Source organism: Thalassospira sp., from assembly GCF_002709775.1.
GTDB lineage: Bacteria > Pseudomonadota > Alphaproteobacteria > Rhodospirillales > Thalassospiraceae > Thalassospira.
This window is the reverse complement of record NZ_PAQR01000062.1, coordinates 1-15552: the sequence shown is the minus strand read 5'-3', so window position 1 is coordinate 15552 and position 15552 is coordinate 1. Positions and strand designations below refer to the sequence as shown.

Below are 15552 nucleotides of genomic sequence, written 5' to 3'. Positions count from 1 at the left end.
CGCCCGAAGCATGATAAGCAGCGGGAATTGAGTGAGGAAGTCGATGTCACAGAACGTGCCAAATAACCGCTTTGATGTGATTGTGGTCGGCGGTGGCCATGCCGGATGCGAAGCCGCAGCAGCAGCCGCGCGCATGGGCGCATGTACGGCACTGGTCACGCACCGTGCCGATCGCATCGGGGAAATGTCGTGCAACCCGGCCATCGGTGGTCTGGGCAAGGGACATATGGTACGCGAAGTCGATGCGCTTGATGGTGTGATGGGCCGCGCGATTGACCGTGCCGGCATCCAGTTCCGTATGCTCAATCGATCCAAGGGGCCAGCAGTCCGCGGCCCGCGCGCCCAGGCCGATCGCAAGCTTTATCGTCAGGCGGTTCAGGATATCCTGAACGAGCAGGAGAATCTCACCATCCTTGAAGGCGGTGTTGAAGACCTGATTATTGATGATCAGAACCGGATCAAGGGTGTGGTTACGGGCGATGGCACCGAGTACCTTGCCGGTGCGGTGGTGCTGACCACGGGCACGTTCCTCAATGGTCTGATCCATATTGGCGAGCATACTGAGCCCGCCGGCCGCATGGGTGATGCCCCGGCAACCGGACTGTCCGAGACACTGGCAAAATATGATTTCCGATTAGGACGCTTGAAAACCGGAACCCCGGCGCGTCTTGATGGCCGCACCATCGATTGGGCCAGCCTGCAGGAACAGCCGGGCGACACTCCGCCAGAGCCGTTTTCGTTCCTGACCAAAGAAATTACCGTGCCGCAGATCCCGTGTCATATGACCTGGACGACCGAGGCGACCCACGAAATCATCCGCGCCAACCTTGATCGTGCGCCGATGTATAGCGGCAAAATCCAAAGCAGCGGTCCGCGCTATTGCCCGTCCATCGAAGATAAGGTCGTGCGCTTTGCCGAGAAAAATCAGCATCAGATTTTCCTTGAGCCCGAAGGCCTCGATGATCCGACCATCTATCCGAACGGTATTTCAACCTCGCTGCCCGAAGATGTTCAGCTTGCCATGCTGGCGACCATTCCGGGTCTGGAAAAGGTCGAGATCTTCCGTCCGGGTTATGCGGTGGAATATGACTTTGTCGATCCGCGCGAATTGCGCCATACGCTGGAGACCAAAAAGGTCGCGGCCCTGTTCTTTGCCGGGCAGATCAATGGTACCACCGGTTACGAAGAAGCTGCCGGGCAGGGGTTGATTGCCGGCGTCAATGCCGCACTCATCGCTGGTGGCGGTGAACGCGAATTTATCCTCGATCGTGCCGATGCCTATATTGGCGTGATGATCGATGATCTGGTCACGCTTGGCACGCGCGAGCCCTATCGCATGTTTACCTCGCGCGCCGAGTATCGCCTGATGCTGCGTGCCGATAACGCCGATCAGCGTCTGACCGATCGCGGTCTTGATATCGGTTGTATCGCATCGACCCGTGCGCACGCCTGGGATGCCAAGAAGTCGGCATTGAATGCAGCGAAGACCGAGGTCTCAGAACTGACCGAAACCCCGAATGGTTTGGCCAAGTTCGACATCAAGATCAATCAGGATGGGGTACGCCGGTCGGCCTATGACCTGCTGGCCTATCCCGATATTGACTTCGATACCTTGACCAAGGTCTGGCCGCAGCTGGGCGAACTTGATTCGGCGATCAAGGAGCAGGTGTCGATTGATGCCCAGTATAAAGGCTATCTTGATCGCCAGGCGGCCGACATTGCCGCCTTCCGCCGGGACGAGGAATTGCGTCTGCCGCGCGGGCTTGATTTCGATAAGGTCGGCGGTCTGTCGGCCGAGATCCGTCTCAAGCTCAAAGAAATCCAGCCGGAAACCATCGGCGCCGCATCGCGTATCCCGGGCGTCACCCCGGCAGCTGTCACGGCATTGCTCGGCCATATCAAAAGCCACAAGCATCAGAACGCGGTCGCAACCCGCACCGCCTGATCACTCAGCAACCGGTCAGCACTGATTGCGACCCTATATATAAAGTGTCCTCACCAGACACATCTGATCCAGATCCAACACCCGGCCAGACCATCGGCCGGGTGTTGTCGTATCGGCTATAGCGATGGCGGACAGACAGAGATGCGGGCTATGGAGTGATGCACTCACGAGTTTGCAGGGGAAGTCAAGACACGGAGAATAGGAACGGGCGCCGGTGGGCAGCCAGACTGTCATTCCCATACAGGTCGATATTCTGCCGAGTCGCACGTGTTTTACCTTGTGGGCTGAGTCGACTCGGTTTGCGGTAGGGGATCGCTCGTCCAATTTCCTCGATTATTCGAGGAAATGGTGTCCGGAAGATCCGTTTTAAGCGTTGGAATGTTTCACGTGAAACATTTGATGTGTTTTATTCCGGTTTTATCGCATCCGACGCGAGCAAAAACACAAAAGTGCAAAAATCAAGACTGGAGTGTTTTTTGGGCTCGGCCTATAAATCAAATATGCAGACAATTTCCACACCCGTAAAAACCTGGTTTGAGCAGGATTTGAATGTTTCACGTGAAACATTGGACCGCCTCAACCAGTATGCAGACCTCGTCGTGAAGTGGCAGCCACGGATTAATATCGTTGGCGCCAGCACGGCCGAAGACGTTTGGGGACGTCATTTACAGGATTCCGCACAGCTTTGGCCGCATCTTTCCGACGTTGCCGTTGATGGCAAAATCGTTGATTTCGGGTCAGGTGCCGGGTTCCCGGGCATCGTTCTGGCGATCCTTGGCGCGAACAATGTCACCCTGATGGAATCCAATACCAAGAAGACCGTCTTCCTGATGGAAGCCGCCAGGGTGTGTGGTGTGCTCGGTCAGACCGAAATTGCCCGCGAACGGATTGAGGCCGCGGCACCACGCCAGGCCGATGTGATTACGGCGCGCGCCTTTGCGCCCTTGCCCAAGCTTCTCGAGCTGGGGCAGCGCCATTTGAAAGACGGCGGCCATTATGTGCTGCTGAAGGGACGTGCCTTTGAGGATGAGCTGGCGGACGCGCGCGGCGCCGGTTGGACATTTGATGTAACCACGCATGCCAGCCTGGTAGACCCGGACGGTGTCGTGATGATCTTGAAAGGAGTGGGCCGGTGACGGATGTTATTGATTTGCCGCTTTCGACGAAATCAGAGGGTGTCGGAAATCGTCCGCGCATCATCGCCGTGGCCAACCAGAAGGGCGGGGTGGGCAAAACCACCACGACGATCAATCTGGCAACCGCACTGGCGGCGGTGAACCAGAGGGTTCTGATTGTTGATCTGGATCCGCAGGGCAATGCCAGTACCGGTTTGGGCCTGCGTCCGTCCGATCGCGAAATCAGTTCCTATGACGTGCTGATCAACGGCAATACGCTGGAAGAAGCGCGCAAGGAAACCTCGATCCCGCGGCTTAGCATCGTGCCGTCGGGCATGGATCTTTCGGGGGCGGAGATCGAGCTGGTCGATTTCGAACGTCGCGAGACGCAGCTTAAGGAATCGCTTGGCAAACTGCCGCAGGATGTTGATTACGTCCTGATTGACTGCCCGCCATCCCTAGGCCTTTTGACCCTGAATGCACTGGTGGCGTCCGATGCGGTTCTGGTGCCGTTGCAATGTGAATTCTTTGCCCTTGAAGGTGTCAGCCATCTGGTCCGGACCATCAAGCGGGTCAAGAAGGCGTTCAACCCGAACCTTGAGATCCAGGGCATTGTCCTGACCATGTATGACAAGCGCAACAACCTGTCGGCCCAGGTGGCCAATGACGTGCGCGACTATTTTGGCGACGTGGTCTATCGCACGGTGATTCCGCGCAATGTCCGCGTTTCCGAGGCACCCAGCCACGGCACGCCGGTGCTGGTCTATGACATGAAGTGCCCGGGTTCACGGGCCTATTTGAATCTTGCGAGCGAAGTCCTGAAACGCGAAGGGGTGAAAGCATGAGCGAAGCAAAAAAACGCGGCTTGGGAAGGGGACTGTCTGCACTTCTGGGCGAAGAGGACGAAGATGTTGCGGTAGCCGCCAGTGGCGATGATGCCGCGGCGGCCCATCCGGGACCCGGCGGCACGACGCAGCATATTGCGATTACCGATCTGAAACCTTCGCCGTTCCAGCCGCGCAGCAATTTTGATGATGACGCGATTGATGATCTGGCGGCTTCGATCCGCGAAAAGGGCATCATTCAGCCGATTCTGGTACGTGCTTCTTCGACGGGTGAAACCACCTATGAAATCATCGCTGGTGAGCGTCGCTGGCGCGCAGCACAGCGGGCACAGCTTCATGAAGTGCCGGTTCTGGTGCGCGAATTTGACGACCGCGAAACGGCCGAAATTGCCCTGATTGAAAACCTGCAGCGTCAGGATCTGTCACCGCTGGAAGAAGCCGAAGGCTACAACCGCCTGATGAGCGAGTTCTCCCACACGCAGGAAGCGCTTGGTCAGGCGCTCGGCAAAAGCCGTAGCCACATTGCCAACAGCCTGCGTCTTCTGAGCCTGCCGGCACCGATCAAGCAGATGCTTTCGGACAAGGTGTTAAGCTCTGGCCATGCACGCGCCCTTCTGGGTGCAGACAACGCGGTCGAACTTGCCGGTCAGATCGTCAAGAAAGGCCTGAACGTCCGACAGGCCGAAAAGCTTGTCAAAACCGATGGCGGCAAGACTTCGCGTCCGAAGAAGTCATCAGGCGTTGCATCGGCCGAGAAGGACCCAGATACAGTGGCTCTGGAGCGTGACCTTAGCAATATGTTGGGGTTGGCGGTCAATATCGACTTTGACGGGGCGTCTGGCAAAATCTCGATTCGTTATGACACGCTTGAGCAGCTTGACGATATCTTGCAGCGCCTGACCCATGGCAAGGCCAGCGAACTTGGCGAAGATGAGGTCGAGGCGAGCTCAGCGGATTCGGACGAGAACGAATTCGATTCGATGTTTATCGAAGATGACGATTCGGATGATGAAGACCTGACGGCGGAGCTTGAAACCATTGCCGATGCGACATTGCCCGAAGGCGAAGACGATGATTTCGTCATTGATGGGCCCGAAGGCGATGACCCGATCGAAAGCGAAGAAGTCAGCGAGGACGAGCTTGATGATCTGATCGCGGCGGAGGTTACAGATGGCACGGGAAAAAAGCCGTAACCAAAACCAGCATGAAGGACCTTGATCGCGCAAAGATCGATCAGCTCAAGAAGCTTAAGGAAGAAGACTCGAAAGCGCGCCGGGGATCGGTTGAGGTGAAGCGCGTACTTTGAGGTGCCCGATCCTTAAATCCTGGTGCCAGGGTCACTCTGATTTTTGTAGGCATGTCACAGTGTGTGGCATGCCTATTTTCTTGGGTATTGGCGACCGGGGCCGGCGGCTACGGTTGGTGGTTAGCGCCGGACCTGTTTCTGGCGGGCAACCGCGACCTTGATCATGGCGCGGTGCGCAATGGTTTCCGGGATCGCCAGACCGCTTTTGCAGTCCTTTTCGGCTTCCAGCAGGATTTGCAGGGCGCGCTGCAGGTTATTGACCGCCCAGTAATTCAGGTTGGCGCGGAACTGATCGGCGGCCTTGAAAAACAGCGGCGGGCGGAGTGATTTCATCGCCTGATCGATACTGGCGCCCTGGGAGACCTGGCCTTTGATCAGATGCAGCTTCTGAAAATAGCTGATCATCATGCGAAGGGCACCCACCGGGTTAAGACCTTCTTCCACCAACCGGGTCAGGGCGGCATCAAGATTGACGACATTGCCCTGTGAAACTGCCTGAATGACATCGTCATAATGACGTGCGGAGCTGTCACCCACACAGGCCATGGCATCGGTCAGGGTGACCTGACCGTCCTTCAGCGCATAGAGGGCGAGCTTTTCAAGCTCGCTACGTGAAATCATGCGGTCCGAGCCGAGATTGGCGACCAGATAGCTGGTCGCATCGCGGTCAATGCGCAGTTTGTGTTCTTCCATGATCGAATGGATCAGGGTTTCGATGTCACGTGCGCCATCGGCATAACAGGGCAGGGCCATGCCATTGCCGGCCTTTTCAACCGCCTGACGCAGTTTGGAGCGGGTCGGAAGGCTCCCGGCCTCAATGACAATCAGGGCATCCCCAGCGGGATCGCCAAGGAAGTCGGCAATCACAGGTGCCTGTGCGTCACCAATATCGCGGAGTCGGATCACGCGGCGCCCGCCCCCGAAACTCATGGCGGCAGATTCGTCACGCAGGCGGCCAGCATCTTCCTTCAGCTGTGCGGTGCCGAGCTCGATCACGCGGAAGGGATCCTTGAGGTCCTCAACCACGGTTTTGGCCAGGCGAATCGCACGTTCGCGCACAAGGCCTTCGTCCTCGCCATAAATCAGAACGAGCTGGGCCTTCGCATCCGGGGCGCGCAAGAAGTTTTCAACCTGTGCTGCCTTAAGCTTCATGATGCGCCTTGTGGTTCGTTAGGGGGGTGGAGTTTTTAGGAAGAGGTTTACTGCGACCGAAGGCCAATTGCGACTTGGTTGGCCAGCTGCTGAGCAAGATTACGTGCAGCGTCCCTGCGGGCGGCGTCTTCAGCCTCAATACTGGCGAAATCCGAATCGACGATGTTGTAGCTAGTGAGGGCACGGACCGTGCCACTTCGCAGGACTTTGGTGTCGGACCGGCGTGTGACTTGGTAACTCGCTGAAATCTGATAATCGGCGATTGTGGCTTCATTGTCTTTGGTGAAACCTTGCTCACTCGTCGATTCCGTCAAACTGACCTTAAGGTCATAAATCGGGGTTGCACTTTGTCCGCGCGGGGTCAGGGTTTCGAGCAAGGCATTTCGGGTTAATTGGCCGACGCGGTCGTTGATCAGGGCGACCTTTACCTGGGCCATGTTGGCGGCGGTATTGTAGTCATCACCCGCCGTGGCATAGAGCGGACGAAATCCGCAGCCGCTGAGTGTTGTTAGGGCCAGAAGTGCGAGAATCGGAAGAGCCGCGCGCAACGTCATTCAATTGTACCTCTAATTCCTGTGGTGCGGGACCGGCTGACCGGATCATGATCAATCCATCCCTGGCGCCACAATAGTTCGGTTCCGATAAAAGGGCAAAACAGAGATAGGCTGCTCAGGAAAGAAATACAGAGCCCGGCATCATTCGGGGCTTGTTGAACCTTTTTGAACAGGTCACGCAAGTGTGCGATGGCAAGGTTGTTTTTGCCGCTCTGCAGGGCTGTTGTCACTGTACTGTGTGGATGCGGTGGTGCATCACATTGAGGATGTCTTGCACAGTATCGCCAGACGTCGCGTAACCAACGCCAATGCCCGATCAGGCTGTTTTGTGTCAGGTGTAACGACCGGTGTGCCGGAACATCTGACAGCAATGCGAGTGTCAGGATATCCAGCCCGACTTCATCATAAAGTGACGAACGATTTGCTGCGAGGCCATCCGTTGTCACCTTTGCCGGTGCGCCCGCTGTTAGGGGCGCGTTCGCATCGTTCTGCGCGAATTTCCCGACAGATGATTCATGCAGCCTCGCGCGAAGATCTGACAGACTTCCTGAGAATGCTTCAATTATCTCAGGGTGTTGCTCGCATATAAGAAACCCCCAGTCGCGTTGCAGCGAGTGGGGGTTGTATTCCGGCGATATATAGTCTGTGTCTTTCGACATAAGCCTTATTCGGAGTTCGCACTGTCAATGCGCAACTGACGCGCACGGGTCAGGATCGCATCTTCCATTGAAGTCACTGTACCTGGCTCAACCACCGCATCCTGCCACTGGTTTGGACCAACATTGACCTGACGGAAGACGGAAACTTTGATGGCATCTGAGCGCAGCGCAGTCCCGAGGATGTATGCTGTCAGCTTAAAGCGTTCATCGGAAGATTCCGGCGGCGTGTACCAGTCGGTAATAATAACACCACCAAATGGATCAGCGGAATTCAAGGGCATGAACGACAGGGTATCAAGTGTCGCACGCCACAGGAAGCTGTTAACCCCGATGCCGGAGCTTGGGCCTTCTTTCTTCTCTTCTCCACCAAAGATATTCAAGCCATCTCCGCCAAACAGGCCGCCACGCTCTTTTACGTCTGCTTTTGTCGCAGCTCTTCCTTCGGTTCCGACCCTTTGATCGCCTGGAGCTGAGCCTGGATAGCTGTCGTAATCAGTTTGGGTGCCTGCGCCACAGCCAGTGAGCAAAACAATGAGTGAGCAAAGTGCCGAGAGTTTCAATACAGAATTACGCACGCCAGTTCGACCCCGGTTAGCAATTGATAATTCAAGTTGAACAGCAATATATGCGGCATTTCGTTTCGGGGCAAAGGAAACGAGTGTGTTTTTTTTACAACAGTTAACCGGCAATGTGCTTTTTCTGCCACAGCCGTTGTTGACTTCGTCCGTCAACGATGGCTCCATCTTCAGCGAACCGGGCGGCAAAAGCTGTCCAAATATATTTGTTGCGTAAAACGCATGCAAAGACGTTGAGGGAAAAGATGAAAAAGATTCTTCTTGCTGGTAGCGCGATGGCCGCTTTCGGTTTCGCTGGTGCCGCACAGGCTTCCGAACCGATCACTCTGTCGCTGGGTGGTTACATGGAACAGTGGGCTGGTATCGCTGACTCCGACACCGGTGAAGCAAAAAATGCTTTCCAGTCTGACGCTGAAGTTTACTTCGATGGTGAAACCATTCTTGATAACGGTATCCAGGTTGGCGCGCACATCGAACTCGAAGCAGAAACTTCCACCGATCAGATCGACGAGCAGTTCCTGTACATCAGCGGCGGCTTCGGTCGTTTCGAAATCGGTAAAAACGACTCTGCTGCTGACTCCATGTCGATCACTGCTCCGGCTGTTGGTCCGGTTGGTGTAAACGACGGTGACATGACCTCTTGGGTTAACGGCGTTGCGCTGATCGATACCGTTCCGTCCTCTGGTGACCAGAACCGTGTAACCTACTTCACCCCGTCTTTGGGTGGCTTCCAGGCTGGCGTTTCGTATGCTGACAACAGCAAAACCAACGGAACCTTCGACAGCACCACCTCTACCTCGAATGGCACGACCAGCGTTGGTGGTTACCACAGCGATTCCGCTGGCGACGGCATGAGCATTGTTTCTGCCGCTATCGCATATAGCGGTGACTTCGATGGCATCAGCGTCAGCCTGTCGGCTGAAGGTGAAAACCAGGGTGAAGGTAACTGGTATGGTATCGGCGCCAATGTTGGCTTCGGTGCTTTCACCGTTGGTTCTTCTTGGGGTCACATCGAAGATGACTACGGTATCTCCGAGAGCGCGACTTCTGACCGTGGCGGCGACACTGATGCATTTGACATTGGCGTAGCTTACGCAATGGACGCAGCTTCCATCTCCCTGACCTATGCATATCAGGATGACGAAGCTCCGACCAATGATGTTGAAACCCAGGCTATTGACCTTGGTCTCCGTTATGCACTTGGTGCAGGTGTTTCTTGGCGTTCGTCCATCTTCTGGGGTGAAAACGATGTACAGGGCGGCACGGACACCGATGCATATGGTGTTGTTACCGGTCTGCGTCTCGACTTCTAATTCTTCGGAATTTGAAACAGACGAAAGGGGTGGCTTCGGCCACCCCTTTTTTATTTGTATAACAGAGGGTGCCTACGACGAGGGACTGTGTGGATTGCATTTTGAACCTACACATCCGAGTGGCCTTTATCGGAAAGTCTTTTGTATTTTTGAGCGACTATTCTTTAGATAGAGAGATACCAGCAAGAGCATTTTAGTATCTTGGTGCAAACCGATGCTCGTGCGATCGTACGGCGCAATATTTCCAAAAATGACTAATGGTCACATATGGGAACTGGATGTGATTGTTCTATCTAAAAAGAGAAGGATGGGGTTTCGGAAAGACACAGGACGGTAGGTGTGGCTATTGTGCAACGCTGTGTGATTTAAATAACCAATGGTCATTTATCATTATTGACCGATGGTCATTAGCGTGGCTTTATCCTTCCGGTGAGAACGGTGGAGTTGTTTGTTGATTCTATCGTCCCTAAACGCTTTTCTTCGAGGGTAATGATGAAAAAGATTCTTTTTGCAACCAGCGCGATTGTTGCTGTTGCTGCAGCGGGTTCTGCACAGGCTTCCGAGCCGATTCAGCTTTCTGTTGGCGGTTTCATGAATCAGTGGATTGGCTTCGCTGATGAAGACAACACTGGTGCTGGTGGTCGTAAAAACGCGTTCCAGTCCAACACCGAGATTCACTTCACTGGTTCAACGACGCTTGATAACGGTATCGAAGTTGGTGCTGTTGTCGAACTTGAAGGTGAAACTTCCTCTGACCAGATCGACGAACAGTACCTGTATATTAACGGTGGCTTCGGTCGTCTGGAACTCGGTAAAAACGACTCTGCAGCTGACTCCATGCAGCTTGCTGCTCCGGCTGTTGGCCCGGTCGGTGTTAACGATGGTGACCTGTCGATCTGGGTTGACTCTTACCTGATTGATACCAGTTCACGTGCTGGTGACCAGAATCGTGCAACCTACTACACCCCGAGCATCAGTGGCTTCCGTGCAGGTGTATCTTTTGCTGACGATAGTGGTCGCAACGGTTCGTTCGACACCGATGTAATATCGGGCAGTTCGATCGGCGGGTACCATGACGACACCGCTGGTGATGGCGACAACATCGCTTCTGTCGGTCTTGAATATTCCGGCGACTTCAACGGTGTATCGCTCGGCGTTTCTGCAATGGGTGAAAACTGGGCCGAAGGTAACCTTTATGGCGGTGGTGTGAATGTTGGTATTGCCAACTTCACCATCGGTGGTTCCTACTCGCACACCGAAGACGACTATGGTCGTAACGAACGTCAGTCCGCACGTGTAAGCGACACCGACCAGTTCGATCTTGGTGTATCCTACGCAATGGATGCAGCAGCTGTGTCCCTGACCTATGGTTATGCTGACTATGGCGATGGCAGCACCTCAGGCGGCCGTACCGGTGCAGGTGAACTGAACCAGGTTGATCTTGGCCTGTCTTACACCCTTGGTGCAGGCATTGCATGGAGATCGTCTGTCTTCTGGTTCGACAACGAAGTCGAAGGTGCAGAAGACAACGACGGTTATGGTGCCGTTACAGGTATTGCGCTGACCTTCTAATTCCTCGGAATTAGGTTTGGTTTTGAAAGGGTGGCTTCGGCCGCCCTTTCTTTTTGTCTGTTTGACTGTTGTGTGATGGAAGCGGCAATTGCCTTAACCCATGTTCAGGAGGAGAGCAGATCCTTGGCAATCTCTTCGAGAATTGCCGGAATGTTTTCGTTTAAACGGGCGACGCAGGGGACGGGCGTGCTTGTCACCAATGCTTGAGCCAGCGCGGTATCGCCTTTTTCCGGGATGTCGGGAAGAGCGGTGATCGGTAAACTAAGACTTCCCATACAGCCGATTTTGCCGTCTGTTGTGGCGCGCAGTTTTGCGAGGCCACACGGGGCGGCACAATGGGGACCAACGAAATCGCTCTGCCAGATGCGCAGGTTTTTGTGGCGGCCTTGCAGGGTTTTGGCGTCGGCAGAGCTGTAGATGCCTAAGCCCGGTATCTGAAACAGTTTCGAGATATGGGCGGGGCCGCTGTCGGCGACGACGAGGTAATCCTGCTGTCCGACGAAATTGACCAGATCGCCGATGGTTTTGAAGCCATCTATAATCCGGATATTGCCGTCGCTTTTGGTGCCAAGATCATTCAGTGCCGCCTTGTAGGCCTTCATCACCCCCTGATAGGCATTGAGCACAAGCGTGATGTCGCAATCCTGCTTGGCCAGCATCGCGGTAATTTCACTGACCAGTTTGGGTGGCAAGGTGCGAAGTGGCGAGGAGGCCATGGGGACGATGCCGACTTTACGTCGGGTTCCGGCTGGCACCTTGCGGTCTTCGAGCGGTACGGGCGGAATGCCGAACGCCTCGCAGAGCGCTTCTTCCGGGTTGACTGGCATGGTGGCGATGTCGCGCCAGCCTTCCATCTCACTAAGATCGATCACGTGATCAAAGCGTTTGAGCTGTGCGCTCGAGATAAACAGCTGGAAAATCTCGATATCAGGCACCAGCGCAAAGATGTCCGATGCGCTGCCACTATTAAGGACTCCGATGCGGATATCCGCAAACCGCTGTTTGAGGGCGCGGAAAAACAGCGCCATGCCAACACAGTCCCCCAGCGCATCATCAGGGATCAGAAACAGCACGGATTTGTTTGAAAAATTATGCTCCCCCCAACCATCACGTGGCAGAACCTGAAACCGGTAGCTGTCTGATTTGATCTTCACCCCGGGTGCGCCTGCGAGCACCTGACGGCGCAGAAGCGACGTCGCGCGCGTGAAATAGATCGGGCTGTTGTCAGACACTTGCATCAGTGCGGCGCTGACATTGGGCAACCCGAACTGAAACGGTTGCCGGGAAGCGAAACGGGTAAATGTCTTGCGCGAAGGGTGCGGGGCCCGGGGCATTTTTCGGGAGAACTCCGGTCAACGGGATGGCGAGTGGCTGGGGACAGAAAACCCGATCCCGGCGACGGACGCAAGGGCGGAAGTCCGCAGATTTCCGATTGTTTGTGCGCTGATCCCGCCAAGTCCGATTGGGGCCATTTTAGCGCGTTGGCAGATCCCGGTTATGTGACGGATATTGGCCTGCGACATAGGATTGGCGCCCGGGTGGCTCTTGGTTGGGAAGATCGGCGAAATCAGGACGCCATCAGGGCGGATCTGTTTCGGTAGCATGGCCAGCCGTCGGATTGTTTGCAGCGAATGACAGGCCGAGGTGCGGAGGAAATATTCCGGGATTCGTTGATAAATGCCGGCATCAGTCAGCGCACGGTATTCAGGGAAATGCATGCCGTCGGCATCAAGCCGGAGAGCTAGTGACAGATCATTGGCCACCAGGAAGGGGATGCCTTTGGCGCGGCAGGTCGCACGTAAATTCGCGCCAATCTGGGCCCGCATCGGGTGATCGTAATGGCGAAAAATGACCATGCTGTCGCGAGGCAGGGCGCGGATGGCGGCTTCGGGATCGGGCATCCTTTGATCATCGGTCATCAGAACGATTGGCGGGATGGGGCAGTTTGGGCCGCCATTGCGCAGATTGAGCCTGCGTGCCTGCTTTAACAGGGCCTTATCCATTGATACTATCCCGATGTGGCAGCTATACATGCCGTGTCTGAACGCCTTACCGATGAAGGACCATCATCCATGAGCAGTCATGATCTGTCATCTGACAAAACCGATGTTGCGGCCAACCTTGCCGAAATCCAGAGCAATATCAATGCGGCGTGTGATGCGGCGGGTCGTAACCCGGATGATGTGACGCTGGTCTGTGTCAGCAAGAACCATGATGCCGATCATGTGCGCAAGGCACTTGTTGATGGCAGGCGGGTATTTGGCGAGAACCGCGTGCAGGAAGCTGCAGGCAAATGGCCGGAACTGCGCGCCGAATTTCCCGATATCGAGCTGCATTTGATCGGGCCGCTTCAGACCAACAAGCTCAAGGATGCAGTGGCCCTGTTTGACGTGATCGAAACCGTGGACCGTCCGAAATTGGCCAAGGCTTTGGCCAAACATCGTGATAACACCGGCACTTGCCCGGATCTGTTCATTCAGATCAATACCGGCGAGGAAGAACAAAAGGCCGGCATCGCGCCAAAGGACGCTGATGACTTCATCAAGATGTGCCGTGAGGAGCTGGATCTTCCGATCATTGGCCTGATGTGTATTCCCCCGGTTGATGAGGAACCGGCCCCGCATTTCATCCTGCTTGGCAAGATTGCTGATCGCCATGGTTTGAAAATCAAAAGCATGGGCATGAGTGGTGATTACGAGGCTGCAATCCGGTTTGGTGCTACCCATGTTAGGGTTGGGACGGCTATTTTCGGCTCCCGAGGCTATTGATCGGGCAATAATCGGCCCAATTTTGGTGTTCAAATCCGATTTCGAGGCGAAAATCTGTAAAAACGCCTGTAATTGATGTTGTTTTGGTGCGTTTTATGCCGATTCGCGTGGTTTGTGTTTTCCTGTGGATAATCAGGCCGAGGACATTGACGCGCCAACCGGAATTTTGTGACAAAAAAATCCCGCATCAGCGGGATTTTCTTTTTTCAGGTGATAAAAACCGTCGTCTGATCAGGGGATCAGCTTGTAGCCGCCTGGCTCGGTAATCAGGATCGCCGCGTTTGACGGGTCCTTTTCGATCTTCTGGCGTAGGCGATAGACGTGGGTTTCCAGCGTATGGGTGGTGACACCGGCGTTATAACCCCAGACTTCGTCGAGCAGGGTTTCGCGGCTGACCGGTTTGTCGCCGGCCCGAAACAGGAATTTCAGGATCGAGGTTTCCTTTTCCGTCAGGCGGACTTTCTTTTCGGTCGCGGTTTCGATCAGGATCTTGGCACTGGGCTGGAAGCTGTAAGGGCCGATGACAAAGACCGCATCTTCACTTTGCTCATGCTGACGGATATGGGCGCGGATGCGCGCCAGCAACACGTTAAGGCGGAACGGCTTGGTGACATAGTCATTGGCGCCAGACTCAAGACCCAGGATGGTATCCGAATCACTATTGGCGCCGGTCAGCATGATGATCGGCGATTTGACATTGGCGCGGCGCATCAGCTTGCAGACATCGCGGCCATCCATATCGGGCAGGCCGACATCAAGCAGGATCACGTCAAAATAGGAATCCTTGGCCAGATCGAGCGCATCCTTGCCGCTATTGGCAACCACACATTCAAAATCTTCATGAAGTCTGAGTTGTTCCGTCAGAGACTGGCTAAGGGCGGCATCATCCTCAACCACCAGAACCTGTTTACCTGTCGACATTCACCATCCCTTGCTGCTTGTCAGATCCGTCCTCATCTCGTGGACCTGTGCTTGGTATCGATTTAGCGGGTTGTTTTTGTGGCACTTTCGCTGCGGGCCCGCCATATATGCACTATATATCCAAGTCTGGACCATAGGATCAGCATCTTAAGTTGTATTTTCAAGAACAAACTGTTTTCGCTTTGGTCCTTTAACTCCCGGTCAACCCGGATTAGGTAGTAGGGGCGATTTGTCTATAACGTGATGTCGTAAAATCTTGAAAGATGCGCGTCTTCCTGCGATTTTGCGCATCACCGTATAAGCAGGTTCGCGCAGCCTGATGCGCTTATATGAATTAAACCGGGTCTTTATCCAGCCCCATAGCCACCGGATCGCGATGTTGTGATCACAAAGACAAGATGCCGATGACCCAAAGCTCCGCCGTGAAGGCCCAAAATGACAGCAATCTGATCCCGGCGACCGATCTGGTGACGGTTTCCCGCGCTGTGGCAGATTTGCGCCGTGGCGAGATCGTTCTGGTTCAGGGGCACGACAATGGCGAAGCCCACAGTGTGGCGGTGATTGCGGCGGAGCCGCTTTCCCAGCATGGTCTGGAACGTCTGTGTGACATCGCCGGAAACGATACAGCACCCGCAATTGTGATCCCGCGTGTGCGCGCCAAATCGCTTGGCCAAGCGTGTAAAAATGACCCGTTCATTGCCTTTGTCAGTGCTACGCAATCGGGCGTGGACGCCGATCGTCTGGGTGAAATTGCCAATCCGTTGCTTGATCTGGATGCGCTTCCCGATGGTGACTGGCGCCCCATCAGCATGGCCGAACATGCCGCC

14 protein-coding genes and 1 pseudogene are annotated in these 15552 nt (G+C 55.0%); 8 read left to right on the top strand and 7 right to left on the bottom strand.

Annotated elements, in window-relative coordinates:
• Positions 1-43: 43 nt before the first annotated feature.
• The 4 genes from mnmG (at position 44) to CMO10_RS18620 (ending at position 5098) form a co-directional block, all read left to right on the top strand.
• A complete protein-coding gene (mnmG, locus tag CMO10_RS18635; RefSeq protein ID WP_297024833.1) occupies positions 44-1945 on the top strand; it encodes a tRNA uridine-5-carboxymethylaminomethyl(34) synthesis enzyme MnmG in 1902 nt (633 codons plus the stop codon).
• A gap of 500 nt (positions 1946-2445) precedes the next feature.
• The gene (gene rsmG, locus CMO10_RS18630; protein ID WP_297024832.1) at positions 2446-3081 is read left to right on the top strand and encodes a 16S rRNA (guanine(527)-N(7))-methyltransferase RsmG; all 636 of its coding nucleotides are present in this window, start codon (positions 2446-2448) and stop codon (positions 3079-3081) included.
• A complete protein-coding gene (locus CMO10_RS18625) occupies positions 3078-3905 on the top strand; it encodes a ParA family protein (protein ID WP_044829885.1) in 828 nt (275 codons plus the stop codon). The genes rsmG and CMO10_RS18625 overlap by 4 nt, the downstream gene beginning before the upstream one ends.
• Positions 3902-5098, top strand: coding sequence for a ParB/RepB/Spo0J family partition protein (locus tag CMO10_RS18620; RefSeq protein ID WP_297024831.1), 1197 nt, complete (start codon positions 3902-3904; stop codon positions 5096-5098). Before CMO10_RS18625 ends, CMO10_RS18620 begins: the two co-directional genes overlap by 4 nt.
• A gap of 233 nt (positions 5099-5331) precedes the next feature.
• On the opposite strand, the gene holA is transcribed toward CMO10_RS18620, so the two are convergent.
• Genes holA through CMO10_RS18600 form a run of 4 tightly spaced genes read right to left on the bottom strand, consistent with a single transcriptional unit; the run spans position 5332 to position 8307 of the window.
• Entirely contained in the window at positions 5332-6363 is a 1032-nt protein-coding gene (holA, locus tag CMO10_RS18615; RefSeq protein ID WP_297024830.1) for a DNA polymerase III subunit delta, read from the bottom strand.
• 47 nt (positions 6364-6410) lie between these two features.
• Positions 6411-6917 carry an LPS assembly lipoprotein LptE gene (lptE, locus tag CMO10_RS18610; protein WP_297024829.1) on the bottom strand — a complete coding sequence of 169 codons (507 nt, stop codon included), beginning with the start codon at positions 6915-6917 and terminating at the stop codon, positions 6411-6413.
• On the bottom strand, positions 6914-7576 hold the full coding sequence (locus tag CMO10_RS18605) for a hypothetical protein (protein ID WP_297024828.1): 663 nt from the start codon (positions 7574-7576) through the stop codon (positions 6914-6916). Before CMO10_RS18605 ends, lptE begins: the two co-directional genes overlap by 4 nt.
• Positions 7577-7581: 5 nt before the next feature.
• A complete protein-coding gene (locus CMO10_RS18600; protein ID WP_363928352.1) occupies positions 7582-8307 on the bottom strand; it encodes a DUF3576 domain-containing protein in 726 nt (241 codons plus the stop codon).
• Positions 8308-8396: 89 nt separating this feature from the next.
• On the opposite strand from CMO10_RS18600, the gene CMO10_RS18595 reads away from it, so the two are divergent.
• Positions 8397-9464: a porin gene (locus tag CMO10_RS18595; protein WP_297024827.1), complete on the top strand. Its 1068-nt coding sequence runs from the start codon at positions 8397-8399 to the stop codon at positions 9462-9464.
• 492 nt (positions 9465-9956) lie between these two features.
• The gene (locus CMO10_RS18590) at positions 9957-11036 is read left to right on the top strand and encodes a porin (protein WP_297024826.1); all 1080 of its coding nucleotides are present in this window, start codon (positions 9957-9959) and stop codon (positions 11034-11036) included.
• 104 nt (positions 11037-11140) lie between these two features.
• Here the strand turns inward: CMO10_RS18590 and CMO10_RS18585 are convergent, their stop codons facing one another.
• Both CMO10_RS18585 and CMO10_RS18580 read right to left on the bottom strand, forming a co-directional pair.
• Positions 11141-12370 carry a glycosyltransferase family 9 protein gene (locus CMO10_RS18585; protein ID WP_297024825.1) on the bottom strand — a complete coding sequence of 410 codons (1230 nt, stop codon included), beginning with the start codon at positions 12368-12370 and terminating at the stop codon, positions 11141-11143.
• Positions 12371-12388: 18 nt separating this feature from the next.
• Positions 12389-12937 (bottom strand): thiamine phosphate synthase, encoded by a 549-nt coding sequence (locus CMO10_RS18580; protein ID WP_297024824.1) that lies wholly within the window; start codon positions 12935-12937, stop codon positions 12389-12391.
• A 171-nt stretch (positions 12938-13108) separates the two neighbouring features.
• Here CMO10_RS18580 and CMO10_RS18575 point away from each other — a divergent pair, with 171 nt between their 5' ends.
• Entirely contained in the window at positions 13109-13804 is a 696-nt protein-coding gene (locus tag CMO10_RS18575) for a YggS family pyridoxal phosphate-dependent enzyme (RefSeq protein ID WP_297024823.1), read from the top strand.
• Between the two features lie 231 nt (positions 13805-14035).
• Here the strand turns inward: CMO10_RS18575 and CMO10_RS18570 are convergent, their stop codons facing one another.
• Positions 14036-14725: a response regulator transcription factor gene (locus CMO10_RS18570; RefSeq protein ID WP_044829876.1), complete on the bottom strand. Its 690-nt coding sequence runs from the start codon at positions 14723-14725 to the stop codon at positions 14036-14038.
• Positions 14726-15129: 404 nt separating this feature from the next.
• Between CMO10_RS18570 and CMO10_RS18565 the strand changes: the two are divergent.
• Positions 15130-15552 (top strand): annotated as a pseudogene (locus tag CMO10_RS18565) (GTP cyclohydrolase II); the annotation flags it as partial.